Annotated in this window: 20 protein-coding genes; 10 read left to right on the top strand and 10 right to left on the bottom strand. The window is 70.7% G+C overall.

The genetic code is table 11. The features are described 5' to 3' along the window. Positions 1 to 19: 19 nt before the first annotated feature. The 6 genes from NE857_RS12475 to NE857_RS12450 form a co-directional block, all read right to left on the bottom strand. Positions 20 to 2020 carry an MFS transporter gene (locus tag NE857_RS12475; protein ID WP_254421130.1) on the bottom strand — a complete coding sequence of 667 codons (2001 nt, stop codon included), beginning with the start codon at positions 2018 to 2020 and terminating at the stop codon, positions 20 to 22. Between the two features lie 50 nt (positions 2021 to 2070). Then, positions 2071 to 4149: a hypothetical protein gene (locus tag NE857_RS12470; RefSeq protein WP_254421129.1), complete on the bottom strand. Its 2079-nt coding sequence runs from the start codon at positions 4147 to 4149 to the stop codon at positions 2071 to 2073. A gap of 161 nt (positions 4150 to 4310) precedes the next feature. Further along, complete coding sequence (locus NE857_RS12465) at positions 4311 to 4652, bottom strand: hypothetical protein (RefSeq protein ID WP_254421128.1); 342 nt, start codon at positions 4650 to 4652, stop codon at positions 4311 to 4313. A gap of 161 nt (positions 4653 to 4813) precedes the next feature. Next, entirely contained in the window at positions 4814 to 6421 is a 1608-nt protein-coding gene (locus tag NE857_RS12460) for an FAD-dependent oxidoreductase (RefSeq protein ID WP_254421127.1), read from the bottom strand. Further along, complete coding sequence (locus tag NE857_RS12455) at positions 6418 to 7359, bottom strand: FAD:protein FMN transferase (protein WP_254421126.1); 942 nt, start codon at positions 7357 to 7359, stop codon at positions 6418 to 6420. The genes NE857_RS12460 and NE857_RS12455 overlap by 4 nt, the downstream gene beginning before the upstream one ends. Positions 7360 to 7402: 43 nt before the next feature. Then, on the bottom strand, positions 7403 to 7897 hold the full coding sequence (locus tag NE857_RS12450) for an FMN-binding protein (RefSeq protein WP_254421125.1): 495 nt from the start codon (positions 7895 to 7897) through the stop codon (positions 7403 to 7405). 631 nt (positions 7898 to 8528) lie between these two features. Between NE857_RS12450 and NE857_RS12445 the strand changes: the two genes are divergently transcribed. Together NE857_RS12445 and NE857_RS12440 are read left to right on the top strand one after the other, a co-directional pair. Beyond that, entirely contained in the window at positions 8529 to 10001 is a 1473-nt protein-coding gene (locus NE857_RS12445) for a bifunctional phosphatase PAP2/diacylglycerol kinase family protein (protein WP_254421124.1), read from the top strand. A gap of 118 nt (positions 10002 to 10119) precedes the next feature. Beyond that, positions 10120 to 10962, top strand: coding sequence for an alpha/beta fold hydrolase (locus tag NE857_RS12440; RefSeq protein ID WP_254421123.1), 843 nt, complete (start codon positions 10120 to 10122; stop codon positions 10960 to 10962). A gap of 153 nt (positions 10963 to 11115) precedes the next feature. Here NE857_RS12440 and NE857_RS12435 read toward each other — a convergent pair whose 3' ends face one another. Continuing rightward, positions 11116 to 11856 carry a maleylpyruvate isomerase family mycothiol-dependent enzyme gene (locus NE857_RS12435; RefSeq protein ID WP_254421122.1) on the bottom strand — a complete coding sequence of 247 codons (741 nt, stop codon included), beginning with the start codon at positions 11854 to 11856 and terminating at the stop codon, positions 11116 to 11118. A 299-nt stretch (positions 11857 to 12155) separates the two neighbouring features. On the opposite strand from NE857_RS12435, the gene NE857_RS12430 reads away from it, so the two are divergent. Together NE857_RS12430 and NE857_RS12425 are read left to right on the top strand one after the other, a co-directional pair. Further along, the gene (locus tag NE857_RS12430) at positions 12156 to 13097 is read left to right on the top strand and encodes an MBL fold metallo-hydrolase (RefSeq protein ID WP_254421121.1); all 942 of its coding nucleotides are present in this window, start codon (positions 12156 to 12158) and stop codon (positions 13095 to 13097) included. A gap of 281 nt (positions 13098 to 13378) precedes the next feature. Continuing rightward, entirely contained in the window at positions 13379 to 14821 is a 1443-nt protein-coding gene (locus tag NE857_RS12425) for a WGR domain-containing protein (protein ID WP_254421120.1), read from the top strand. A 68-nt stretch (positions 14822 to 14889) separates the two neighbouring features. On the opposite strand, the gene NE857_RS12420 is transcribed toward NE857_RS12425, so the two are convergent. Both NE857_RS12420 and NE857_RS12415 read right to left on the bottom strand, forming a co-directional pair. Further along, the gene (locus tag NE857_RS12420; protein ID WP_254421119.1) at positions 14890 to 16755 is read right to left on the bottom strand and encodes a stealth family protein; all 1866 of its coding nucleotides are present in this window, start codon (positions 16753 to 16755) and stop codon (positions 14890 to 14892) included. A gap of 228 nt (positions 16756 to 16983) precedes the next feature. Further along, the gene (locus tag NE857_RS12415) at positions 16984 to 17769 is read right to left on the bottom strand and encodes a class I SAM-dependent methyltransferase (RefSeq protein WP_254421118.1); all 786 of its coding nucleotides are present in this window, start codon (positions 17767 to 17769) and stop codon (positions 16984 to 16986) included. Between the two features lie 334 nt (positions 17770 to 18103). On the opposite strand from NE857_RS12415, the gene NE857_RS12410 reads away from it, so the two are divergent. The 6 genes from NE857_RS12410 (at position 18104) to NE857_RS12385 (ending at position 23878) form a co-directional block, all read left to right on the top strand. Further along, on the top strand, positions 18104 to 18715 hold the full coding sequence (locus NE857_RS12410) for a hypothetical protein (RefSeq protein ID WP_344012715.1): 612 nt from the start codon (positions 18104 to 18106) through the stop codon (positions 18713 to 18715). Further along, positions 18712 to 19863, top strand: coding sequence for a PrsW family intramembrane metalloprotease (locus NE857_RS12405; protein ID WP_254421117.1), 1152 nt, complete (start codon positions 18712 to 18714; stop codon positions 19861 to 19863). Before NE857_RS12410 ends, NE857_RS12405 begins: the two co-directional genes overlap by 4 nt. A 145-nt stretch (positions 19864 to 20008) precedes the next feature. Continuing rightward, positions 20009 to 20485, top strand: a complete 477-nt coding sequence (locus tag NE857_RS12400; protein WP_254421116.1) for a GNAT family N-acetyltransferase — start codon at positions 20009 to 20011, stop codon at positions 20483 to 20485. 264 nt (positions 20486 to 20749) lie between these two features. Then, positions 20750 to 21991, top strand: coding sequence for a helix-turn-helix domain-containing protein (locus tag NE857_RS12395; RefSeq protein WP_254421115.1), 1242 nt, complete (start codon positions 20750 to 20752; stop codon positions 21989 to 21991). Positions 21992 to 22155: 164 nt separating this feature from the next. Further along, positions 22156 to 22593, top strand: coding sequence for a hypothetical protein (locus tag NE857_RS12390; protein WP_254421114.1), 438 nt, complete (start codon positions 22156 to 22158; stop codon positions 22591 to 22593). Between the two features lie 334 nt (positions 22594 to 22927). Continuing rightward, the gene (locus NE857_RS12385) at positions 22928 to 23878 is read left to right on the top strand and encodes an FkbM family methyltransferase (RefSeq protein ID WP_254421113.1); all 951 of its coding nucleotides are present in this window, start codon (positions 22928 to 22930) and stop codon (positions 23876 to 23878) included. A 275-nt stretch (positions 23879 to 24153) separates the two neighbouring features. Here NE857_RS12385 and NE857_RS12380 read toward each other — a convergent pair whose 3' ends face one another. After that, positions 24154 to 24804 carry a TetR/AcrR family transcriptional regulator gene (locus tag NE857_RS12380; protein WP_254421112.1) on the bottom strand — a complete coding sequence of 217 codons (651 nt, stop codon included), beginning with the start codon at positions 24802 to 24804 and terminating at the stop codon, positions 24154 to 24156. Positions 24805 to 24850 lie beyond the last annotated feature (46 nt).

Raw genomic sequence — 24850 nt, 5'->3', positions numbered from 1 at the left:
CGGTGGGCGCTGGCAGGGGTCAGGGCACCAGGCCGTGGACCGGAGCGTCGGTACCCTCACCGTTGGTGGTGTGGACGACGACCGCGCCAGGGAGCGGGAGCGGGGCCATGTGGGGTTCCAGGTGGCTGTACCTGTGGTCTTGCCATGGCAGTTCCAGGCCGTCCTCGACGGGAATCCGCCGAGAGGCTCCGACCTCACTGTCCTCGTTGCTCTGGCCGAAGGGAGCGGTCAGGACGAAGCTGGCGCTCCAGTCCCCTTCTTCGCCGTATTCACCCTCCAGGCCGGGAAGGACCACTCCGCGCTCCAGTACCGTCGTGCGCGACGAGAACGCCCATTCCTGGTCCGGGTCACTCATATGCCCTGGGATCTCCGCGACGTCGACGACATCACCGGAGGCGGAGACCCGCTGAAACTCCAGAGTTCCGTCCTCCCGGTACCGGTAGATCACCATGCCCCCGGTATCGGCGGTCAGGACGTCAAAGTCGTGGAACTCCTCCTCGGTCATCCGCTCGGGGGCCATCCCGACCTCCGTACCGTCACGCGGGTCCAGCAGGAGCTCGTCGTTCTCCCAGGAGGCCGTGAACGCGACCACGGGATGTGCGCCCTCGTTCATGACCGGTCCGCCCGACCTGGTCCACACGTAGCCTGCGATGTCCTCCCACTCGTAGGACCAGTTCCGCGCCCCGGTCATCGGGTCCAGTGACACCAGAAGGCCCGAGTGCAGCGTCCAGTCCTCTCGGTCGAGGCCGCTCCGCCGCTTCGACTTCGCCAGGGACTCGGCGGAATCAGCGCACAGGAGCGGCAGGAGAACCTGGCCGCCGTGCAGGAGGCGCCCGCCCGAAGCACTCCAGAGCGACTCCTCACACACCCGCCCGATCTCGTCCTCGGCCGCGTACGTCCAGAGTTCCTTCCCTGAAACGCCCTCCCTGGCGATGATCCGTTGCGGACCATCGCTCCCGGCCTTCTCCACGTACAGAGTCAGGTCGGGCGTCCTTGCGAGCAGCTGCCCGACGTCGTCCGGTTCCTCCAGGTCGTCGAAGGGCCGCACGGACTGCTCGATGATCTCTCCGGTGACCGTGTCCAGATCCGTCACCAGGGCGACCCTGTCCTCATCTGTACTCAGCTGGTGCGGGCGGGGATAACGCACCACCCGCACCAACCCCTCATGTGTGAAGATCGTGGATTCGGTGCTGCTGTGCGGGTGCCGGAAACTCCACCGTTCCTCTCCGGTCGGCCCCTCCAGGGCGATGACTCCGTCGCTGAGGGCCACGATCGGCCCGTGGCTGCCCGGCTCCACCGCCCTGATCTCGATGTCCTCGGGCGGCTCCCAGGTCCAGCCCACCCGGCTCACGCGGTCCGGCACGGGCGCGGGTTCGACGACCTCTCCGGCCAGGAAAGAGTGTCTCGTGGGCTGATGCACGGCCACCGTGCTCAGCAGGAACCCGGTCAGCATCGCGAGCACCACCCCGACCGCCATCAGAGGCAGAGAACGGCGCCACGGCCGGGTCCGGGGCCAGCGATGGGAAACCAGCAGCAGGACGATCCCGAGCAGGAGCGAGGCGGAGATCCCCCAGTAGGCGACCTCCTCGGCGATGACTCCGTACTGCTCGTCGAACAGCCAGGCAGTGAACACGAACGAGCTACGGGGCAGGGCCATCCACAGCACGAGCAACAGGGCGACCAGCATGGTCCCCAGCCATTCGAAGAAGGCCGGGGTGACCGGCCCTTCCGGATCAGGGTTCGGCTGCTCCCGGTCTGTGAGGAACATGACGACGGCCAAGATCACGGCGATCATCAGGGGAACCTGCCAGACCCACCGCCCCTCGGCGGGAACCAACAGCGCAAAACCGAAGTCCGCGTTCTCCCAGCGCCACAGGACCAGGAAGGTCAGCAGGACGGTACCGACCACCATTCCGCCCCCGATCCAGCCCACTACCTCCCACAGATGGGGAAACTCCTTCTTCGGCTCGGGGGTGGTACTTTCGGCGGTCGGTGTCGCAGGAGTCGGTGTGATGCTCACGGGTTCTTCTCGTTCGGGGTTTCGGGAAAGGGCCGAGGGACGCTACGTGCTCAGGGCACCAGGCCGTGGACCTCGGTGATGTCACCAGTGATGTAGGAGACCACGGCCCCGGGTGCCGCGGTCAGGCGGTGTTCCTGGCGGAAGCCGAACTCCAGGGGCGATCCGACCTCCAGCCACTCCCCACCGAAATCACCGGCGGCCAACGGGGCGGCGTACACCGACATCACGCGAGTGTCGCTGTCCGTGTAAGGGATGAGAAGGGTGTCCTCGAGGACGATCGCCTGGTTCAGGTGCTCCTGGTCCAGCTCGCTCTCGTCGATCGTCACCCGGGCGATGACCTTGCCGTCGGGGTCAGTGGTGAGCACCTCGCGAGGGCTGTCGCTCCCGTGGTAGTCGCCGCGCATGAGGAGGACCGCTCCCCCGGTGTCCGCGCGAAGGACGCGGTCCACGGCCGGGCCGAAGCGACCGCGGCGGTCCCGTGCCTCCTCGGGGTAGCCCTGGGGTTCCCCGGTCCGGGGGTCGAGCAGGAACAGCTCGTAGTCGGACCAGAGCTCGAGTGCGGGGACCTCGCCTTCGGTAGCGAGAGCACGGCGGCCCGACTTCAGGTCGATGCGGTGCTGGGAGTGGAGGACGGGATCGTCCCGCCGCCAGACCTCCTCCCCGGTGGAGAGGTCGAGGACGGCGACGGTGGCGACCAGAGAGTCCACCGAACCGCCATGGGCGAGAATCCCGTGATAGTCGCCGCGGATCGGCTGGGGTTCGAGGGTCTCCAGGGTCTTCTCCTCGAACTCCTCCGGGTCCACACAGGCGTAGGCCACCACGACCAGGCCGTCACCGGTGTCGGGACCGGTCGTCGGCCGCGCCCTTGGCTGGAACTCGCAGAACAGGTCCGCTTCCTGCGGGACGAAGCTCCACAGGGGGTCGGCTGGGCCGGTCAGCCCCGGTTCGCGCGACCGCGCCTCGATGCCCTCGGTGCCGTCATCGCTCAGGTACTCGTGGAGTGAGACCGTCGGCGTATACGTCTGGAGACCCTCCAGGTCGGGCCGTTCGCTGATGATCTCGCCGGTCGCCGGATCCAGGAGCATGCCCGTGGCGGCGCCGTTCCCGGTGCTGCGGGTCAGGAGCGCGGCACCCTCGTCAAGGCGCGTTTCGAGCTCTGTCCCGTGGAGCTCGCGGTAGGTCCACAGTTCCGAGCCGGTGGCCCCGTCCAGGGCGACGAATCCGTCATCGAGCAGCAGGATCGGCCCGCGCGGTCCCGCCGCGACCCTTGAGATGCTCACCCCGGGCGGGGGCGCCCAGGTCCATCCTCTGGCGCTGACGCTGCCGGGGACCGAGGGCGGATCGCCCGGGTCATCCGCTGCGACCGTGTGGACCACTTCCGGGTGGGTGACCGATCCGAGCACCGTCGCGGCCACGACCACGGCCAGTGCCGCAGCGGTGAAGCAGGGCAGGGGGACAAGCGACAGAAAGGGGCGTCGGGGCGGGCGCTGGGCCGCGAGCGAGAGGAGTCCGCCCAGGAACAGCGCCACGAGGCAGGCCCACAGCAGGACCTCCGTCTCGGAGGACACCGCTCGGCCCGAGGCGGGGGTCAGGGGGTAGCGGGGGAAGAGCCACACGACGAGAAAGACCAGGATCCCGCTGCTGACGGACAGCAGCACCGTGTGCGCCCGGGGGAAGGAGTGCGTTGCGTCCTGAGCTTCCGGGGCGGCTGAGGTGGATGGGGTGTCCGGGGCGGATGAGGCAGCTGGGGCATCCTGCGCGTCCGGGGCGGCTGGGGCATCCGTTGCGTCCCCCTGGTCCTGTTCGTCTTCCAGGACGGTCAGGGAGGTGTGCGGGAGGACCAGACCGGCCACCGCGACCAACGCCAGCAGGATCCAGTACGTGAGGGCTGACTCGGGAATCTCACCGACGAGTTCGGCTCCGAAGAGGCCCAGGTGCCGGGCCAGGCCGAACAGGCAGAGCACAAGGGCACCCGCGAAAAGGCCTGCCGCGGCCCAGGCGAGCGCATCACGCCAGGGCTGCCGGGGCTGTGGGGGCCCGGTGTCCGTCTGAACACCGCCCCGTGCCCCGCCTCCGCTCTCCGGATGCCCGGTGCGCTCGGGGTCGCCCTCACTCTCCGTGCCGTCCACCCGATCCGCTCCTCGATTCGCCTCCGGCCCAGGTTCCCGCTTCGACCGGGTGCGAACGCTTTGCGTGCCTGATTGCCGACTGTCCGTTGTGCGATCGACAACCTAGCAGCGGTGGAGCAAGCGGTCAGGAGGGACCTGCGGGCTTCGAGAGGGGCCAGGGTTCAGCGGTCAGCGGGGGCCGCGTGACCTGTGTGGACCATGGGGTTCGGGGGCAGCCCGAGTCCGGAGCGGAGTTCGGCGCACACGTCCTGGAGGCTCTCGTCCCTGCTCACCACGTCGACCTTCCCGCCCCTGGCCCACCGGGCGAGCTGGTCGGCCCACTCGGAGCGCGGCATGGACACGACGTCCGGAGCTTCGGTCCCCTCGCTGACGGCGTTCGGGACGCCGTCGGTGAGGACGGTGACCCGGCAGTCGGGGTGGAGCTCGGCGAGGTCGACGGTGAGCGGCTGCTCGGAGTGCAGGACCACGACGTGGATCTGGTCGGGGGTCTCGGTGGTGGACATGGGCGCCTTTCCGAAAGGGGGGAACGCCCTGGAACCTACTCTTCCGAGACCCCTCCGAAACGTTGTCCACAGGGCCGGAACCGGCCACCAGCACCGGTCCTGTTGTGAGGGGGCGTGTCCTGTCCTGGCCACCGGGGTGGCGGGCCCGCTCATCCGTGGACTCAGTAACCGCTGAAGGCGTCGACCCTCACCTTCCGGGCCCCGAGCAGGCGCAGGGTCCGGCGGGTGGCGGTGACCATGGCCGGGGAGCCCGCCACGTAGGCGGTGCGCTCGGCGAGGTCGGGAACGTGTTCGCCGAGGGCGGTGGCCAGGTTCGGCCCGCCGTAGACGGCGTTCTCGGGGAGGCCCTCCAGAAGATTCAGGGCGGCTGAGGCGGTCCGAGTACTCGCGGGGGCCCGGGAGGCCTGTGTACCCGGAGAGGTCGAGGCTGCCGAGGTGGTTGCGGCGGCTGAGGCGGTCTGCCCGGCCCGGGGATCCGGGCAGACGATGACCACACGGGTTCCGGCCTTGCTGAAGACCTCGGTGTGGGTGAGGTCGGCGGGATAGTTGACGCAGTGCACGAGCACGGCGTCGCGGCCGGGCTGTTCGGCGGCCATCGAGGCGAAGGGGGTGACCCCGATTCCGCCCGCCACCATCAGGACGGGGGCGGCCGGGTCCGAGGGCAGGACGAAGTCGCCGCTGATCCCGGTGGCGTGCAGCTCCTGGCCGGGTTCGAGGGCGGTGACCGCCCGTTTGAAGCTGCTCGGGTTCTCCGGCAGACGCATGGCCAGCGAGATCTCGTCGGGGTTGCCGGGCGGTGAGGCGATGCTGAACATCCTGCGGGTGCCCCGGGAGTCGGGGCGGGCGTGCGGCAGGGAGAGCTCGAGGTACTGGCCCGCCTCGAAACGCAGCGGCCGGGAGGCGGACAGGACCAGCTCGACGGTGCCCGGAGCGGTTTCGTGTCGGCTGAGCAGGCGCAGGCGGACGCCGTGGCGCTGCCCGAACGCGAAGGCCAGCAGGTTGCCCGCGAGCAGGGCCAGCTCCGGCGAGGAGTAGACCGGGCCGAAGGTGAAGACGACCCCGTCCAGGACACCCACGGTGGCGGCTACCGCGACCCGCTGCCACCAGCGGGGCGGGGTGGTGAGCGGTTCGGTGAGCATGAACGCCGCCAGGAACAGCAGCGGTGAGGAGGCCAGCACCGTCCACGCCGCCTCGACCACGGGCATTCCGGAGGCCGCCGTCGTGTACAGGTTGATGCCACCGCTGAACAGCAGGAACACTCCGACGAAGGAGAACACCCCCAGGCGGCGCACCACCAGGTAACCGGCGACCAACACCAGCGGAAGCAGGCTCGCGGACCCCGCCCACCAGGACGGGGAGGCGATCCCGGCGACGCCGACCACCACGAGCGCGAACGCCGCCGGGTTGAGGACGTGTCTGCCGCGCCAGGTCAGCACGTACTTGGAGAGGGTGGCCAGTGAGGCGGCCACCGCGAGCGCGAGCAGCCCGGTCAGGCTGCTCTCCGGCCACAGGACGAGGAACAGGATCAAGCCGGTGACCAGCAACGACTCCAGGTGCGGGCGCACGCCGAGCGCCTTGGGCACCAGCCACCCGGTGAGCAGGGCCGCGCTCACGGACACCGCGAGCGAGACGGTCACCTCGGCAAGGTCGAAGGCGAGGACGCCGAGTGCGGACTGGACCAGTGCGGCCAGGGCGATCGAGCCCAGGGCGACCGACACCAGCCGGTACATCGTCACCTGCCCGGTGAACGGGGCCAGCAGGCGTCTCATCGGAAGATCTCCCAGGTGGGTGCGGGGTGTTCGGGGGCGTCGGAATCCGTGGCCCAGGGCCCGGGGGCGTGTTGGAGGGTGCCGTCGGTGAGGACGCGGACGTACCCGAACCGGATGCCGGTGCGGGCCGCGAGCTCCTCGGGCTCCGTGTGGAACAGGGCGGTGGCCAGCCCGTCGGCGAGGGCAGCGGTGTCGGCGAGCGCCCAGGTCGCGGTGGTCCGCTCGACCGGCTCCCCGGTGCGGGCGTCCAGGACGTGGTGCAGACCCTCGCCCCACCGGCGGCGGTTGGTGGCCGAGGCGGCGAGCGCCCGGTCCCGGACCTCGACGATCCCGATCGCCTGAGCGGGGTCCCAGGGGTGTTCCAGGGCGGCCCGGAGCGGGACGCCGTGGGCGCGCAGGTCACCGCTGGCGTCGACCACCGCTCCGGTGACCCCGTGTTCGGCCAGCAGCGCGGTGACCTCGTCCACCAGCCAGCCCTTGCCAGCGGTCCCGAAGTCCAGCACGACGTCGGCGGGTTCGGTGGCTCCCGAAGACGTGTTGTCAGGGGTCAGGGTCAGGGTGGTGTTCTCGCGCCGGAGCCGTTCCAGGGCTGGTGCGGGGAGCGGCTCCCCGTGCTGGCGCAGAGTGTGGTCGGCGTCGTCGCCGAGCCGGGCCAGGGATGCGCCGACCAGCGGGTTCACGGCGCCACCGGTGGCGTGGAAGAGGGTTTCGTAGAGGTCGAGAAGCCCGACGACGCTGTCGGGAAAGGTCACCGGTCCGCCGGTCTGGGCCAACCGGGTGACCAGGGAGTCCGGACGAAAGCGCGAGTAGGCGTGGTCGAAGTCGGCGACCAGGGCGGCCACCGCGGCGGTGAGTTCGGGGGTGGGCGGTTCGGGGGTGTCGATCCGCCACCGGGTACCGATGGCGGTCAGGTCCCAACCGTGCGGCCGGGCGGCCAACGTTCGAGCGGGACCAGGCAGGCGGGTGGAACCGCTCCGCTGTTCAGAGCTTGGCATCGTCCCGGATCTGGTTGAGGGCCTCCATGAAGCCGTCACCGGTGAGGGACGACCCGGAGACCTTGTCCACCTCGATCTCGTCCAGGGGCACGCCGACCACCAGTTCGGGGATCTTCTCGGCGAACTGCTCCTGGAAGCGCTTGGAGTTGCCGCTCTCGGCGGCGCCGACCACCTCGACCCCGGCGACGGCGTTGTCCGCCAGGGTGACGGTCACAGTGAGCTCGTTGGGTGCGCCGTGCGCGATGTAGGAGCCCGGTGCGGTGTACTCGCCGTCGTTGTAGTCGCCGTAGAAGACCGGTTCGGGCTCCTCGGAGGGTTCAGGCGAGGGGAAGCGCGTGGGCTCGGGCTCGGGTTCGGCGGCTTCGGCGGGGGCGTCGGCGTTCTGGAGGTGGGCGACGCCCAGGACCAGGCCGACCCCGGCGGCGGCGAGCCCGGCCCGGACGAGGCCGTCACGGGCCTGCCTGCCAGGGGTGTTCCGCACGGGAGTCCTTTCGGGGAGGAAGGGGGCGGGGCGCTGGCGGTGGGACAGGGCCGGTACTGGAGAGAAAGTGGGGTTCGGTTACGGAAAACCCACCCACCACAAGCAAAACAAGGATAGGCTAACCTAAATACACCCCAGTGGGCACCCCGGGCCCCTGAACGGTTCGAGCGGTACCCGCGCAACCAGCGCGGCGGACACGACTCAAGCCGCACACACGGAACATGCGGTAGGTGAACCACAGCAGGGCCACCCGGGCGACGGCACGCGGGGGCGACGACTCTTCCCCAGTCGTCGCCCCTGAGCCGCTCCTCTCCCCCGTTCTCCGAGCCCGGGGGCCAGGGAACGTGTCGCCTCTCCCGAAGCCCAACTCCCTCAGCTCCCAGGCAGGTTCCGGTCAGGACACCAAGCCGCGCAAGGCCTCTTCTCCATCAAACCGAACCACAACCGCGCCGGGAGTCGGCACTATTACGGCGTAAGACACGGCGCCCGGCGGAATGGTTCCGACGGCGACAGCGGTCGCGGTGCGGTATCGGGCACGACGCGGCACCAGCGCCGGGCCAGGCTGGCCCGGCCCGACCCGACCGAAGCCAGCCTTATGGACAACTCACCCCGTTAGCACCAGGCTGGCCCCATGCGACTGCTCCAGCGGCTCCAACGGATCGACAAGCGCGTCTACGACCGGGTGACCCGGGTGGGCACACCCGTCCTGGACGGGTACACGCCCAAGTTCGTGCAGAGCACAGACAACATGGCGCCTTGGGTCCTGGTCTCAGCCACGCTCGCGGTCACCGGCGGGCCCCGCCTGCGCCGCACCGCGCTGCGGGCGATCGCCGCCGCGGGGATCGCCAACATCGCCGCCACCGGGATCAAGTACCTGGCACGGCGCCCCCGACCGGACAGTTCGGCGGTGCCCGAGGCCCGCTTCCCCTACCGGTCCTACCTCAGTTCCTCCTTCCCCTCCGGGCACACCGCCGCCGCGACCGGCTACGCGGGCGGGGTCGCGGCCGACGCCCCGCTACCGCTCTCCGTCCTGGTGTCCGCGATGGCGGGCGCGGTGGGCTTCTCCCGAGTGCACAGCGGCGTCCACTACCCGGGCGACGTGCTCGGTGGACTGGCCGTGGGCGCCGGGGCGGCCCTGCTGGCCCGCGCGCTCATCCCGCCCCGGCCCGAACTCGTCTTCGGCGCGAACACCATCCCCGCCGGGGAGGCAGCCGTGGACTCCGAGGGCGCGGGGGTGACCGTGGTGGTCAACCCGCGCGGCGGTGACACCGGGGTGCCCACCCTGACCACCGCCGACACCACCACCCGGGTGGCCCGCCAGCTACCCCGGGCACGGATCGTGCCGCTGTCCGCCGACGACGACCTGCCCGAGGTGATGGACAAGGCGGCGCGCGACTGCGAGGTCCTCGCCGTGGCGGGCGGTGACGGAACCGTCAACGCCGGGGCCGCGGCGGCGCTCGCACACGACCGGCCGCTGCTGGTACTGCCGGACGGCACCCTGAACAACTTCGCCCGCACCCTGGGGCTGACCTCGGTGGAGATCGCGCTGCGCGCCTTCACCGACCGCCAGCTGGCCCGGGTGGACGTGGGCGAGGTGGACGGGAACATCTTCCTGAACACGGCGTCGTTCGGCTCGTACCCGCGCATGGTGGAGCGACGCGACCGGTGGGCCGGCCGGATCGGCAAGTGGCCCGCGTTCGCGCTGGCGCTCTGGCGGGACCTGCGCGAGGTCAGGCCTACCCCGGCGCTGGTGGATGGCCGCCCGGCCAAGGTGTGGTGGGCGTTCGTGGGCAACTGCCGGTACCGGACACACGCGCGGGTTCCGGGACTGCGGGAGGCCCTGGACGACGGACAGCTGGACGTGCGGGTCCTGTGCGCGCGGTCGCCGTTCCCCCGGTTGCGGGCCCTGGCGGACGTGCTGTTCGGCCGAGCGGTGTCCGGCGGCGGCTACACCGAACGGCTGACCGAGTCGCTGACCCTGGCCATCGCGGAGGAACCCCGGCTGCTCGCGGTGGACGGCGAGGTCATGGAGGGGTCGCCGACGGTGGCCTTCCGCAAGCGCCCGGCCGCGCTGAAGGTGTTCGTCCCTCTCGACAAGGGCTGAGACCGCTCTGCCCGGTAGGACCAGAGTGGCTACGGGGCCTGATGGGCCTGGTGAGGCGGCCGGACCAACGTGGACAAATCACTTGCCCCACCGAACCCGGTAGGGCAAGGATCTCGCCATGCCGACTTTCACCGCCCCGGACGGGACCGAACTCGCCTACCGCCTCGAAGGCCGGGGCGACCCCCTCCTCTGCCTGCCCGGCGGCCCCATGCGCGCCTCCGTCTACCTGGGTGACCTCGGCGGGCTGTCGAGCCGACGCCGACTGGTCCTGCTCGACCTGCGCGGTACCGGTGACTCCGCCGAACCCGCGGACCCGGCCAGCTACCGCTGCGACCGGCAGGTCGACGACATCGAGGCCCTGCGCGTACACCTGGGTCTGGACCGGGTGGACCTGCTCGCCCACTCCGCCTCCGGTGATCTGGGGCTGCTGTACGCGCTCGCGCACCCGGACCGCGTCCGAACCCTCACCCTGGTGACAGCCCGCGCCCGCCCCCTCGGGGTGGAGTTCACCCGCGAGCACCGCGACGAGCGGGCCGCCCTGCGGGTGGAGGAGCCCTGGTATGCGGAGGCGTTCCAGGCGTACCAGAACCTGATGGCCGGGTCGGGCTCGGACGCGGACTGGGACGCGATGATGCCGTTCTTCTACGGACGCTGGGACGAGGCCGCCCGCGAGCACGCGGCCGGAGACGTGGCCCAGACCAACAAGGAAGCGGCCAGGCTGTTCTCGCCTTGGGACGCCTTCGATCCGGACGAGGCCCGCGCGATCGCCAAGTCATGGGATGTCCGTGTACTGGTGGTGGCGGGCGAGCTGGACAGCGCTCCGATTCCCAGGGTGAGTGCTCAGATCGCGGAGTTGTTCGCCGACGGCGAGTTGGCGGTGCAGCCGGGCGGCGGCCACTTCCCCTGGCTGGACGACCCGGATTTCTTCGTCCGGACGGTCACGGACTTCCTCGACCGCTGACCGCCGGGGTTCGCGGGACCTCATGACCGGCGCGTGCCTCTCCCCAGCGCTCCTGCCCCAGGTGCTCCCGTCTCCTGGTGCTTCCCTCACCGCGGGCACTCTGTCTTGTCGAAACCTGACCAGCCTGTCGCACCCACCCCCGGGTCGGGCCGGTTACTCGGTTTCGGCGGCTCTGAGGAAGCGCGCGAAGGCCTCCTCATCACCCGAAAGACTGAGGCCTTCGGTACCGCTCCGCCGCCACAGAGCGAGCAGCAGGTCGGATGCGGTCCCCTCGACCGCGGTACTGGCCCGCGTCGCGCTGCGGCTGACCCGCCAGTGCTGACCGGTGTGGTCCACCGACCAGACCTGTCCGGTGTCGGTCGCGCTCAACAGCACCGTCCCGACCGGTCCGACCGACTCCCGGGGCAGGCCCAGCATCTCAGCCAGGCCCAGGAAGAAGGAGAGAAACTCGTCCACCCCGTCGGCGGCCACGTCGGCGGGTAACGGCGCACGGCTGCCGATCGCGTTGAGCACGTCCCAGGCGTGCACGGCGGTTTCCTGTGCCATGCGTCTTTGGATGAACGCGCCGTCCTTCTGCGGAGCCCAGGTCCAGCGTGGCTCCTCAGGATCGAGCTCGGTGAGTACGGTGAGCGTTTCGGCCAGGCCTTCCCGGTACCAGGGCAGGAGGTCCTCGTCCTTGGGCCGCTCCGGCTGCACGTAGCCGTCGTCGGGGTCCTTGATCTCTCCGGAGGCGATCGATCTCCAGAAGTGATGGGTCTCGCCGACATGCCAGACGAGGTCGGCGACGTTCCACTCGGGACAGGTGGGTACGTGTGCGTGGGGTCTGTCCTCGGCCGCGTCGGCGAGGAGAGTCCCGCTCTCGCGGAGAACCGTGAGGTATCGGGGGGTGTCCATGTCCGGGACGTTAGCACCCCGCAGTGATCGAAGTCCGGTTTTCCACAGGCCGGTCCTGGTCAGGGGCACCAATACCTGGACGGTGTCCGGGCCGAGCCGCGCAGACGGTGAAGGCGGCGCCGTGGGCCCGGGTGGTGGCGGTCGTCGGGTCCCTGAGACCTCCCGAAGCCGCTGGGAACGGGTGCGTGCTTTCTCTGCTGGACCAGTGAAATCGAGTGGAGCGCCCTCCCCCGCCAGGGCCTCGGGCTAGGCTGCTGCCGCATCGGGCACAGGCGATCACAGTGAGCGAGGAAACCGCGATGGGAAAGGCCGCACCGACCGGGCCACGGGCCGGGGCGTTGAGCGAGATCGTCGACGGCGTGTACGCGTGGGTGCAGCCCGACGGCACCTGGTGGGTGAACAACGCGGGCGCCGTGTCCGGTGAGGACGGGGTGCTGGTGGTGGACACCTGCGCGACCGAGACCCGGACCCGGCGCTTCCTGGACGCGCTCGGCACCGCCACGGCAGGCGCACCGGTCCGCTGGGCGGTCAACACCCACCAGCACGGCGACCACACCTACGGCAACAGCGTGCTCCCCGACACCACCGTGCTGATCGGCCAGACCGCCATGCGCGAGGCGCTCAGCGCGGACCCCCTGTTCGAGAACCCGCCTCCGGTCTGGGAGCCCGTCCCCGACTGGGGCGCGGTCACCCGCAGGCTCCCGTCCCTCACTCTGGACCGCGAACTCACCCTCCACCTGGGCGGGCGCCGGGTGGACCTGCACCACCCGGGGTACACCGCGCACACCCCCGGCGACGTGGTGGCCTGGCTGCCCGGGGAGCGGGTCCTGTTCACCGGTGACCTGCTCTTCCACGGGCTGACTCCGCTGGTGCTCATGGGCTCGCTCGACGGGGCGCTGCGCTCCCTGGAGTGGGTGCGCTCCTTCGCCCCGGACCACGTGGTGCCCGGCCACGGCCCGGTCCTGACCGGCAGCGAACTGGACGGAGTCCTGGCCGCCCACGAGCGCTACTACCGGTTCGTGCTGCAGACCGCCGGAGAAGCCGTCCGCGCGGGCCGCACCCCTCTGGAGTGCGCGCGCAGCACCGGCCTCGGGGAGTTCGCGGGCTGGGCGGACGCCGAACGGATCGTCATGAACCTCCACCGCGCCATGGCGGAACTGACCGGGGAACCCCTGGACCTGGCCCGTTCCCTGACGGACACGGTCGAGTGGAACGGCGGCCCGATGCCCACCACGCTGTGAAGGTCGGCACGGTGAACGGCGTGAGAACAGGAACCTGACTTCGGGACACGGTTCCGGACTTGGCACCGGGGCGGAGCGCAGAGCCGGCTTCGGGGCGCGGCCCTGAACCGCGAAGTGCGCGTCTGAACTGCGCAGACGCTGGATTGTCGGTACCGGTCCGTAGATTGGAAACCAGTCGACACGGCCTCCGCCCCCGGAGGCACGCACCCCCTCTCCTCCCCTGCCTGGTGCCCGCCGTTCCTTCGGTGTGCCCGGGAACCGATCGCCGAAGGGTACGGTCCATGACCTCCACCAGCAGCACCCGCACCTACCTGGAACTTTCGGAAGAAGGCGGCGGCGCGCACAAGTTCTACGAGGTCATCGTGGACGGCACCGACGTCACCATCCGCTACGGGCGGATCGGCGAGTCCGGCCAGTCGCGCACCGCGGGCCACGCCACGGTCGCCAAGGCCGAGGCCACAGCGGCGAAGAAGATCGCCGAAAAGCGGCGCAAGGGGTACGAGCCCGCGGTGGCCGGGGTCCGCAAGCGACGCGCCGTGACCCGGCGGAGCATCGTCAGCCAGCGGTCGACCGCGCGTCAGGCCCCGGTGCTGTGGCGATTCCGCTCGGGTAGTCCCGCCTTCGGCATCTTCGTCGACGACGAGCGCTGCTGGGTCGGCAACGAGCGGGGAGACGTGTACACCCTGTCCCACCAGGGCGAGGTCACCGCCCGCTACGGCCTGCCGGACGGCGTCAAGTGCATCGTGGCCGACGACTTCTGGATCTACGCGGGCTGTGACGACGGCAAGGTCTACGACCTGGGCGCGAAGATCCCGCACGTGGCGTACGAAATCGCCGAGGACGTGGACATCTACTGGCTGGATATCCACGACGGCGTGCTGGGAGTCTCCGACGTCGCGGGCCGGATCACCGTGATTGACCACGAGGACGAGTTCCAGTGGGCGCGGCGCAGCACGGGCAACTCCGCGTGGATGGTCCGCCACGACGAGGCCGGTGTCTACCACGGCCACTCCCGGGGCGTGACCATGTACGACGCGCGCACCGGAGACGAGCGATGGTCAGTGCCGACCAGCGGCGCGGTGCTGTTCGGCTGGCAGGAGGGCGGGGAGGTCTTCGCCGCCACCGCCCGCAACTCCGTGGACCGCATCGGCAAGAACGGGGAACACCGGTCGACCTACCGCTGCGACGGCGCTGTCTTCTCCTGCGCGGCCTCCCCGGACGGCCGCTACGTCTTCGCGGGTGACAATCACTCCTCGGTCTACTGCTTCGCCCGGGACGGCCGCCGCCTGTGGAAGCTGGCGACGGGGTGCGGCTCGGCCTACTCGATGCAGTTCCACCAGGACCGGCTCTACATCGTCACCACCGACGGCTCCCTCGCCTGCATCGACGCGTCTGAGTCCGCCATCATGGCCGCCGAACAGGGCAGCGTCCCGGAGCCGGTCTGCGTCAAGGCTCCGGCCTGGGACGCGGTCACCCCCGCCACCGAACTGGAAACCGTCCGCGCGGCCGAGATCTCCGACGCCGACGGGATCGTCGTGGAGTGCGTGAACGAGGGCGGCCGACTGCGCGTGCGCGTGGTCTCCGACGGCTACGACCCCTCGCTGAGGGTGCAGTTCCCCAAAGACATCCGGCACCCGGGCGCCCGCTACGTCGTGGGTGAGGTCCTCACCTCCACCAGCGGCGGTTTCTACCGCGTTCGAGGCGACATCCGCCGCCTGCGCTGACCCCGAGACACGACCGGGGCCCGTGCGGGCACGGGTCCCCTACGAGTCACCGGTTCAGGCCGGGCGGGTCAGGCGGCTGCGGAGATACCCGGTTCGGGGCCGCCGACCGGTTCGCTCTCCTTCTCGAAGCGGGAGGGGAAGGGGAAGCGGCGCTCCAGGAAGTCGCGGACCATGCGGCTCACCGCCTCCTGGCGTTCGGGCGGGGTGTCGAAGTCGTTGAGGCAGAGGAAGTCGTACTCCCCCTCCGCCGGATCCCCCGCGGCCAGTGCGGCGAGCCGGTCGGCCGCGGTGTCGGTGCCGATGTCCACGTATCTGGTCCGGTACTCACCGCGCACCCCGTAGCCGCTGAGCAGGGCGTAGTACTGGTGCAGCGTGGTGGCCATGGCGATGTCGTCCGGGTGTCGGAACCGGGAGGCGGCGGTGCGTTCCACGTCCTCGCGGTACCGCTCCTCCAGTTCCCGGTGCACTGCGCGGATCTGCGGGAAGGGAGCGTGCCGGATCTTGTGGGTGATGGTCGCGCCGAAGGACTCCAGGAAGAGTTCGCGGGCGTTCTTCCCGGCCCAGTTGGGCGCCACCTCCTCCGGGATGGGCGGGCCCACACCGATCTGGTGCGAGGAGAACGGCAGCAGGGCGATCCCGTTGGCGTGGAAGAAGTGCTCGGCGCCGACCGGGCCGGCGAAGAACACGTCGTCGTTGAGGTAGAGGTAGCGCTCGGAGAGGCCCTCGATGTGGTGCAGCTGGGTCTCGATCGCCCGTGAGCTGAAGACCGGCAGAACGCTGGGATCGGTGAAGATGTCACGGTGGTCGACCACGGTGATGCCCGGCTGGCTCACGTCCAGCCAGCGGGGGATCTGGCTGTCGGTCACCACGTAGATGTTCCGGACGAACGGCGCGTACATCTGCAGGGAGCGCAGCGAGTAGCGGAGTTCCTCGTGGTCGGTGTAGCGGGAGACGTTGGCGGCGTGTGCGGCCAGGTCCGAGCGCCGGCCCCGGTGCTGGGCCCGTTTGTCGGCGTGCACCGGGTCGGAGCCGTCCACCCACGTGTAGACCACGTCGACGGGGAAGGCGACCTCCTCGGCCCGCCGGTGGGAGAAGGGCCGGTAGGTGGGAAGCTCGCGGTCCTGGACGGTGAGGGTGGCCGGGACGCGTTCGGTGGCGGGCAGGACATCCGCGATCCGGTTGGGGCGCGGAGCCAGCAGCGCGTCCGCCATGGCCTCGACGGGGACCTTGACCCGGAGCCTGTCCAGGGCCTGGGCCGCTCGTTCGCTCTGCAGCACGGAGCTGCCGTCCCGCCAGAACTCCACGTCACAGCCGTACTCGAACCCGGCGAACAGATCTCCCCGAGGGGAGAGCAGCTGTTCGGCGAAGCGGATGATCAGTCCCGACTTGACGGCGTCGCTCAGGGCGCCGTCGACGTAGGCGCAGTAGTCGGCGGCCACACCCCGCGCTCCGGGCTTGACGGCGTAGACGGCGCTGTTCGCGTGGAGTTCACGCATGGCGGTCAGGAAGGCCTTCTTGTCCGAGCGGTGCACGCCCACGACATGGCGCAGCGGGGAGCGGCCCGGAACCATGAAGTGGTCGATCCCGGCGCTGCGCAGCGCCTCGGTGACCAGGTCCAGGTTGCGGGCGGAGGCGTCGGCGGCGGTGAAGTGCCTAACGACCCGGCCCAGCAGTGCGCTCGGTTCCTGGGGTCGGGCCTGCCCGTCACCCTTTTCCGTGTCCTTCTCCGTGTCCGTCTCGCCCGGCGGCGCGCTGAAGGCGCGCAGCTGGGGGTCCTCGGCCAGGAGAGTGGCGCGGCGAGCGGCGGTCCTGGCCCGTCGGCGCTCCTCGGCGGCCCGGGCCGCGGCGGCTCGGCGCTCCTCCTCCCGTCGGGCTCGGACGGAGGGCGGGAGCAGGCGTTCAGCGGTGCGCTTGGCGCGTGCCGTCAAGGACATGGACAGCCTTTCGGTTGGTGGCGCGCCTCGGCTCTGGACCGGCTCCGCCCCTGAGCCGTGACCGGGGAATGGCGTTCGGAGACCACACTGTCCTGACCCGCGATTCCCTCGCCCGGATGACACGATCACACACGAGAAACCGAACAAAGACCCACCTGCGACCGAATCGCGACCGGACAGGCCGCGTGGTGACCTGATGTGTTCACAACCTCCGCTCAGGGTGACGGATCAGTCCGGGGCGGTGACCCGGATCTTGGACTGGCCGTGCGGCCGCTCCTCCCAGTCCGCCATGAAGCGTGCCCGCAGCCCGTGCTCGGCGGCGAGGTCGATCAGGGTCTCGGTGCGGTAGTAGAAGTCCTCCCGCAGCACGTGGTGTTCGGCCCCCTCCGTGCGGTCGAAGGTGAAATCGAAGAACCCGCCCGGGGCGAGCACCCTGCCCACGTGGGCCAGGCACTCGTCGATCACGTCCAGGGGCGAGTGCGAGAAGACGCTGTGCGCGTGGACGACGTCGAAGGCGCCTTCGGGGAGGAAGTCGAAGGTCAGGTCCTGGGTGAGGGTCAGGTGCGGCAGTTTGTGCTGGAGGCCGCGTGCGGCGAGGACCTTCTTGCCCGCGACCAGGATGTCCGGGGAGATGTCGATGCCGTAGTAGCCGCCGGTGTCCAGGTAGTCGATGAACCGCCAGCCCGCCCGGAGGTTTCCGCAACCGATGTCGAGCATCCGGTGGCTGGGCCTGAGTCCGTGTTCGACGAGGTAGTCGAACTGCATCGCGCCGAGGGCGAGCCAGCGCTCCTCGTTTTGGCTGCCGACCGCCGCCTCGGGGTCGCGGGCGGTGTCGGCGGCCATCACCGCGCGGTAGTAGGAGACGTGGTCGCGGTGGGTGAGGCGGAGTCGCAGGTCGCGCGCGGAGCGGAGCACGTAGGGCCCGATCCGCCCGGGGTGGCGCAACGCGTAGCGGATCCGGTGGCTGAGTGAGGAGCGATCCGCGTTGAGGGGATCGGTGGGCTGCTTCGGCATCGGTTTCCCGTGCTCTTCCGTCGGTAGGCCGTCACGCTGGGGTGGCATCCCATCACGGGTGGACTTCCCCGCCAAGGGGGCAAAGCCCCCTGACGGGGGCCGCCTTCGGCCAACGCGTACCGGGCGCTTTTCGAGGACCGCCGGGACTCCCCGACGACCGTGGAGCGGACCCACCGCTGTTTCGGAGGCAAAGTGCTGGTCGCGCTACCCCCGGCCCGGGTGAAATCACCGCAAACATGCGCCAAGTATCCCTTTTTTCGACTGTACGCCTTTCTTTGGGTGTTTCGCTGTTGCACAGACATGTCGTTCAGACGAACACAGGGGTGGGGGCACGATGGCGGAGGAGAGCGCGCGGCTGCGCCATGCCAGACCGCGGGGGCCGCGGAGCAACTGGTTCCCGTTGGGGGTCACCGCGGTAGTGGTCGCGGTACTGACCGGGGGGTGGGCGCTGGTGAACTCGGCTCTGCCCGAGACCGAGGAGATGGCCGAGGGCCAGAGCATGGTGCTCGGGTCCAGCGAAACCCACGAGGCCTCGGTGACCTTCGACGACGGCTGGGAGCTCGATACGGGCTCCAGTTCCCAGGGCCAGCAGTACCTCTTCACCAAGGGGCCGGTGAACCTCATGGTGAGCGTGGTGCGACCGGTGGAGAGCGCCACCGCCACCGAACTGTGGGAGGGCATGCGCGACATCGTCCGGGTCGGTGACGCCTCGGCGGCTCTGGGCGAACCGCAACCCATCACCTCGGAGAGCGGCGCGGAGGGGCTCACCGGCGACATGTACATCCGGCAGCACACCGGTTCGGCGACCGTCTTCCCCGCCCCCCGCGAGGACTTCGCGGTGGAGGCACAGGTCTTCGGCGCCGACGCCAGCCAGACCGAACTCGCCGACGCGGAGAAACTGCTCCAGTCGCTCCGGTTCGACCGGTCCTCCGGAGGCACCTCATGAGCCACGCACACCCCGAACCCCGCGTTCCGTCCACCGCCGACGGCCAGGTGCCCGCCCCCCGGGAGTCCGGACAGGGCCACGAGGGCACCGAACGCCCGCCCGCGCAGGGAACGGCCCCGGAGCCGCCACGCACGCAACGTCTGCCGAGCCTGGTCGCCATGGTGCTCTTCGGAGTGCTCTGCCTGGGCGGCTTCGGCTACACCCTGCTGAACTTCACCGGGGCGATCCGGGTCTTCACCGCCGAAGCCGTGGTCTCGATGATCCTGCTGGCGGGGGTGGGGGTACTCGGGTTCTGGATCCTGCGCCGTATCCGCCCGGTCCGGGCCCCGAGCCTGACGTTCTCGTTGCTGGCCCTGATCTGGGGCATGACCGGAGCGATCGGGCTGGCCCTGGTCGCCAACCAGCAGCTGATGTCCGCGTGGTCCCGGGCCGGCGGCCTGGAGTTCGGCTCCGCCTGGGGTGCGGCGCTGACCGCGCCGATCAACGAGGAGCTGCTCAAGGTCACCGGGGTCGTGCTGATCGCGGTCATCGCCCCGCGCGCGGTGCGCGGACCGATCGACGGCTTCATCATGGGTGCCCTGGTGGGGCTGGGGTTCCAGCTGGTGGAGGACCTCACCTACGCGCTCAACATGATCACCATGCAGGGGGCCACGGAGGGGATGGCCTCGGTGGTCCAGACGCTCTTCCTGCGGGTCGGCCTCACCGGGTTGGGATCGCACTGGGCGATGTCGGCCGTGGCGGGTACCGCGATCGGCCTGCTGGCCGCCGCGGCCTGGCGGCCCGGAGCCCGCCGGGGGGTGGGTGCGCTACTCCTGCTGCTGTTGGCGATGGGCGTGCACTGGTTCTTCGACTCGCCGCTGATGGGGAACCTCCTCGGGATCCTCGTCAAGACCCTGGCCGTGTTCCTGGCCGCCGTGGTCGTGTACTTCGTGGCGCGGCACGCCTACCGCGGCCGCGTACGCCAGTCCTTGGCCGAGCAGGGCGAGGAGCTGGGCATCCGCCGTTCGTCTGCGGTGGCCCTGGCCAACCGCCACGGCCGCCGCAACGAACTGAGCCGGGTGGCGCACCCGGAGCGGCCCGCGGTCCGTGCCCGGCAGGAACAGATGGTGGCGGCGGCCGAGGACCGTGCGTCGGAGTACCGCGGCTGAGGAAGCGCTGGTGCCCTCGGAGCCCTGGAGCCCTCGGAGCCAAACGGTCCGGGGGCTCCGCCGTGTCCGGAGCCCTCGGGTTCGGAGTCTTCGGGCACGGGAAAATCCCGGTGAACGTTCCGGGCCGCTGCTGCACAATCGGGGCATGAACGATGTCGTCATCCGCACCGCCGGACCCGAGGACCTGCACGCCGTCGCCGAACTCCGGTGGTTGTGGGAACAGGAGAACCGCGGCACCCCCGACCTGACGCTCGACGAGTTCGTACCCCGGTTCGTGGACTGGGGCAAACAACACCAGGGCTCCCACCACTGCTTCGTCGCGGCCCTGGACGGGTCGGTCGTCGGCATGGCCTGGCTGGCCATCACCCCGCGCGTGCCGCAGCCGCGATCGTTCGAGCGGGCCTCGGCGGACATGCAGTGCGTGTACGTGCGCCCGGAGCTGCGCGGCGACGGCCTGGGCGGTCAGCTGGTCGAGGCGGTGCTGGAACTGGCCCGAGAACTCGGGGTGGAGCGGGTGACCGTCCACTCCAGCGACCGGGCGGTCTCCGCCTACACCCGCCACGGGTTCGCCGTGTCCCCGCTCCTCCTGCAGACCGGGCCAGGTGCCGCTGCCGCTACCTGACCAGGCGCTTGCCGCGCGGCGAGCAGGCCGCGCGAAGCGGGCCGCGCCGCGAGCAGGCCGCGCGGATTTCCGCTTCGTCCGCTGGCCGGTCCTCTCACCCGCCAGAGGCCTGAAAGAGGCATCAGACCAGGCCAGAGGGGGTTCGAAGGAAGGATGGGAGGTGGAAGGGGCCCGACAGGAGGAGGTTCGGCCGTTCCCGCCCCGGGGTCGAAGGTGCCCTCATACCCTGGACTCCGCGGCTCCCCAGGGAAGGACGGCAACGCGATGCCCGTGGACGGCACCCCGGACCCACACGAGGTCGAGGTCTCCTTCGGTACCCGTCTCAGACTGAACCGCACCAGGCGCGGCCTGACCAGGGAGGTGTTGGGCGGGCTGGTGGGCCGCTCGGCCTCGTGGGTCAAGGCCGTGGAGACCGGTCGTCTGGGCACTCCGAAACTCCCGATCCTGCTGCGCCTGGTCGAGGCGCTGCGGATCCGCGACCTCGCCGAGCTCACCGGTGAGCAGTCCGTTCCGGTGGAGCTGTTCACCGGTCCGGGCCACACCCTGCTGCCGAGGGTGCGGGCGGCGGTCAACGCCCTGCCCGGTCCGGACGACCGGCCCTCCCCGCCGACAGAGGAGTTGCGCGCCCGGCTGGCCGGGGCCTGGCGGGCCCGGCACTCGGCACCCAACCACCGGGAGGTGGTGGGCCGGTTGTTGCCCGGTCTGTTCGAGGACGCGCAGCGGGCGGTGCGCCAGGCCGAGGACGGGGCCGCACGGGCCTCGGCGCAGTCGGTGCTGTCGCAGGTGTGCTCGCTCGCGCAGTTCTTCATCGCCTACCAGCCCGCGCAGAGTCTGCTGTGGCGGGTGGCCGAGCGCGGCATGGTGGCCGCACAGGAGGCCGAGGACCCGCACGCGCTGGGGGTGGCCGCCTGGCTGCTGGCCCAGGCGCACCGGGACGCGGGCGACTGGGAGGCCGCCGACGCGGTCACCGAGGACGCCAGCCGCCATCTGGTCCGGCACCTGCCGGACGGGAACCGGGACGTGCTGGCCGTCTGGGGCTCGCTGCGCTTCGAGGCGGGGTACACGGCGGCGCGGCGCGGGGAGGCCGGAACGGCGTGGCGGCACTGGGACAGCGCGCGCCGGGCGGCCGAACGTCTGCCCGCCTCCTACTACCACCCGGTGACCTCGTTCTCCCGACCGGTGCTGGGCGCGCACGCGGTGACCGTGGCGGTGGAGCTGCGCGGCGGTCACGAGGCGGTGCGCCAGGCCGAACGAGCCCCGGCGGAGGCGATCCCGTCGCGGCCGCGCAGGGCCCGGCACCGGATCGAGCAGGCCCGCGCCCATCATCTGGCGGGGCAGCCGGGGGAGGCCATGCGGGTGCTGGAGGCGGCGCACGAGGCCGCCCCGGAGACGATCCGGTACAACGGCTTCGCCCGGCGGATGGTGCTGGAGGAACTGGAGTCACGCCAGGCACGGCGCCGGGACCGGGCGGGTGGGCTGGCCCTACGGATCGGTTTGCTGTCCTGACCGGACCGGGCATCTACTCCTGGGAAGCACCGGTGGAAACCAAAGGCGCAGGGGATACATTCTGTACCCCTCGGATCTTGACAACTACCTAGAGTTACCCAATGTCAGAGCCCCGGGCAGGGCAGGGGGGTGCCCGGGGCCCGTTCAACAGTTCAGGGGGCGCCGTGGGCGACGCCGCCACCATCGAGGCCAAGAACCGGTCGGCCCTGGAGGCATGGGCGCGGGCCATGCACGCGCAGGTCGTGCCGGTAGCCGAGAACTGGTGGTCGATCACCTATCAGGCGGAGGCCGGGCTGCCCGACGGCAGCCGGGTGCGCTGCCGCTACCGGTACGTGATCCCGCGCCAGGCCGCGCTGCGGCGCTGGAAGCGCACGTATGTGGTGGGACTGGTCCACGCCGAGGGCCAGGCGCGGTGCCATCACGTCCGGCAGGTGATCCCGGTGGGCGACACCGAGGCCGAGGAGCGGCACCGGGCCGAACTCATCGCCTCCGCGCTGGTCACCACCGAACGCCATGCCGAGTGCGGGGCGAGCATCAGCAACCTGGAGGTCTACGTCGTGGAACGGGCGACCCTGTGGAAGCCCGGGGTGGCGCGGTACTAGGGAGCAGGTATCGGCTGTGGTCGGCTGAGGGCCGGGGGCGGAGCACACGGGCAGTGCCACCGAAGCGAGCCCGCGCAGCACGGCCGCCCCGCCGACCAGCGGCTGCGCCGCTTCCTGGGCACCACCAGCGGGCGCGAGATCCGGTACGGCCGGGTGCTCGTGGAGGTGCTGGACCCGACCCTGATTCCCGAACCCCTCGTCCGTGCCCTCGACCGCGGATGAGCCCGCTGAGCCGGTGGCCACCACCGCTGCCACCGCTGTCAGGCCTACGGCCGCTGCCGCGACCAGATCGGCGATCTGTTGCTTTCGGCGTGTTCGTGGTTACGTTGGGGGCATGGCAACGCTACGGCGACGTCTGCTCAGACTCCTCACGAAGTTCAACGTCAACGTGCACGATCTCGGGCCCGGGGCCGTGGTCCTCGAACGTCGCGGCGACTACCGCGTCTCGCGGAGCGACAAGCGCTCCTGGGCCGTGACCAGGGACGCTGCCGGTTCCGCGGACCCGTCGGCGACCGTCGGCGAACCCGTGCCGCTCGGCCCCGGCGCGACGCTGTCCGTGGCACGGGACCTGTCCCCGGCGTCGGAGCTCGCGCTGCACAAGAAGGCCCAGGAGTACCTGGGCGCGCGGCACATCGCCTCGCTGCTGCGCCACTACCGGGTGAACTGCGTCTTCGACGTGGGGGCCAACATCGGGCAGTACGGTCAGCAGCTACGCGCGCACGGCTACCGGGGCCGCATCGTCTCCTTCGAGCCGGTCGCCGCCGTGGCCGAGAAGCTGCGGCAGGTCACCGAGGACGACCCGGACTGGTGGGTGCGCCCGTTCGCCCTGGGCCGGGAGGACCGCACGGACAGCATCAACGTCGTGCACGGCTCCATGAGTTCGATGCTGGGGCCGACCGAGTTCGGCAACACCCGGTACAAGCGGTTCCGTAGGACCCGGACCCAGGAGATCATCCTGCGCCGCCTCGACGGACTCCTCGACGAAACCCTCGCCGGTATCGCCGACCCGCGCCCCTACCTGAAGCTCGACACCCAGGGCTTCGACCTGGAGGCCTACGCCGGGGCGGGCGAGCGCATCCGGGAATTCGTCGGGATGCAGTCAGAGGTGGCGCTGATGCGGATCTACGAGGGCATGCCGCGTATGGACGAGGCGATCCGGACCTATGAGGCGGACGGTTTCGAGATCACCGGCATGTACCCGGTCACCCGGGAGGAGAGCACCGGGCGGGTGCTGGAGTTCGACTGCGTGATGGTGCGCGCCGACTCACTACCCGGCCAGGCCTGAGACCGGCGGGCCGAAAATCGACCGGTGACCTGTCCCCTGCCTCCGAAACCCCTCTATCCCCCGTGATCTTGCTACCAGAGGCTAGTTCGGCGCCGAACTAGCCTCTGGTAGCAAGATCATCCCGGGAGAGGGGCCGGCCGCGACACGGCCAGGCGTTGGACGCAGAACCGGGGAAAGGTGTGCGGGACCGGGCGAGGAGGGCTGTAGACCCGCCGCCCGGCATCCGCCGCCCGGCACCTGGTGAGGCGGCGAACCGCCAACCCCCCGTCAACGGTTTAAGGGCCCTGTTCGGCCAGCCGCTGTTCCAGTTGGTCGAGGACCAGGTCCAGGCCGTAGGAGAACTCGTCGCCGTAGGCGTAGTCCCGGCCGACCACCAGCTCGGTGACGAACTCCGCCAGGTGCGGGTAGACGTCCGGGGGCGGTGCGAGCTTCGCGGTGAACTCCTCGGCCCCCTCCCCCGGTGCGAAGGGCAGGTGCAGCTCGGTCAGCACGAAGCCGTAGACGTAGGAGTCGAGCGCCGAATAGGCGTGGGCCGCCAAGCGCACCGGGAAGCCGTTGGCGCGCAGGCATCCCAGCACCGCGTCGTGGTGGCGCAGCAGCGCGGGGCCCGGGGAGCTGCGCGACTCCATCAGCCCCAGCGCCCACGGATGCCGGGCGAGCACGACGCGGGCCGAGGAACACCGGGCCTCCATCTCCTGTCGCCAGGGCCGCTCTGCGCCGGGGAGTTCGATGCGGGCGAAGATCCAGTCCACCATCGCGTCGAGCAGGGCCTCCTTGCCGGAGACGTGGTGGTAGAGCGACATCGCCTCCACACCCAGCTCCCGGCCGACGTTGCGCATGCTCACCCCGGCCAGGCCGCCGCGATCGGCGACAGCGACCGCGGCCTCGACCACGCGTGCCCGACTCAGCGCTGGGCGCTCGACCATGTCGTCCTCTCGACCGTCCCGGCTACACGAACCCTTGTGCACTTAC

It is taken from the genome of Nocardiopsis exhalans, assembly GCF_024134545.1.
GTDB lineage: Bacteria > Actinomycetota > Actinomycetes > Streptosporangiales > Streptosporangiaceae > Nocardiopsis > Nocardiopsis exhalans.
This window is presented reverse-complemented; position numbering and strand designations above follow the sequence as displayed.

Coding starts and splice junctions, on each gene's coding strand:
- NE857_RS12465 (WP_254421128.1), bottom strand. CDS start 4,652: ATGTCCACCACCGAGACCCCCGACCAGATCCACGTCGTGGTCCTGCAC.
- NE857_RS12460 (WP_254421127.1), bottom strand. CDS start 6,421: ATGAGACGCCTGCTGGCCCCGTTCACCGGGCAGGTGACGATGTACCGG.
- NE857_RS12445 (WP_254421124.1), top strand. CDS start 8,529: ATGCGACTGCTCCAGCGGCTCCAACGGATCGACAAGCGCGTCTACGAC.
- NE857_RS12440 (WP_254421123.1), top strand. CDS start 10,120: ATGCCGACTTTCACCGCCCCGGACGGGACCGAACTCGCCTACCGCCTC.
- NE857_RS12435 (WP_254421122.1), bottom strand. CDS start 11,856: ATGGACACCCCCCGATACCTCACGGTTCTCCGCGAGAGCGGGACTCTC.
- NE857_RS12430 (WP_254421121.1), top strand. CDS start 12,156: ATGGGAAAGGCCGCACCGACCGGGCCACGGGCCGGGGCGTTGAGCGAG.
- NE857_RS12425 (WP_254421120.1), top strand. CDS start 13,379: ATGACCTCCACCAGCAGCACCCGCACCTACCTGGAACTTTCGGAAGAA.
- NE857_RS12420 (WP_254421119.1), bottom strand. CDS start 16,755: ATGTCCTTGACGGCACGCGCCAAGCGCACCGCTGAACGCCTGCTCCCG.
- NE857_RS12415 (WP_254421118.1), bottom strand. CDS start 17,769: ATGCCGAAGCAGCCCACCGATCCCCTCAACGCGGATCGCTCCTCACTC.
- NE857_RS12410 (WP_344012715.1), top strand. CDS start 18,104: ATGGCGGAGGAGAGCGCGCGGCTGCGCCATGCCAGACCGCGGGGGCCG.
- NE857_RS12405 (WP_254421117.1), top strand. CDS start 18,712: ATGAGCCACGCACACCCCGAACCCCGCGTTCCGTCCACCGCCGACGGC.
- NE857_RS12400 (WP_254421116.1), top strand. CDS start 20,009: ATGAACGATGTCGTCATCCGCACCGCCGGACCCGAGGACCTGCACGCC.
- NE857_RS12395 (WP_254421115.1), top strand. CDS start 20,750: ATGCCCGTGGACGGCACCCCGGACCCACACGAGGTCGAGGTCTCCTTC.
- NE857_RS12385 (WP_254421113.1), top strand. CDS start 22,928: ATGGCAACGCTACGGCGACGTCTGCTCAGACTCCTCACGAAGTTCAAC.
- NE857_RS12380 (WP_254421112.1), bottom strand. CDS start 24,804: ATGGTCGAGCGCCCAGCGCTGAGTCGGGCACGCGTGGTCGAGGCCGCG.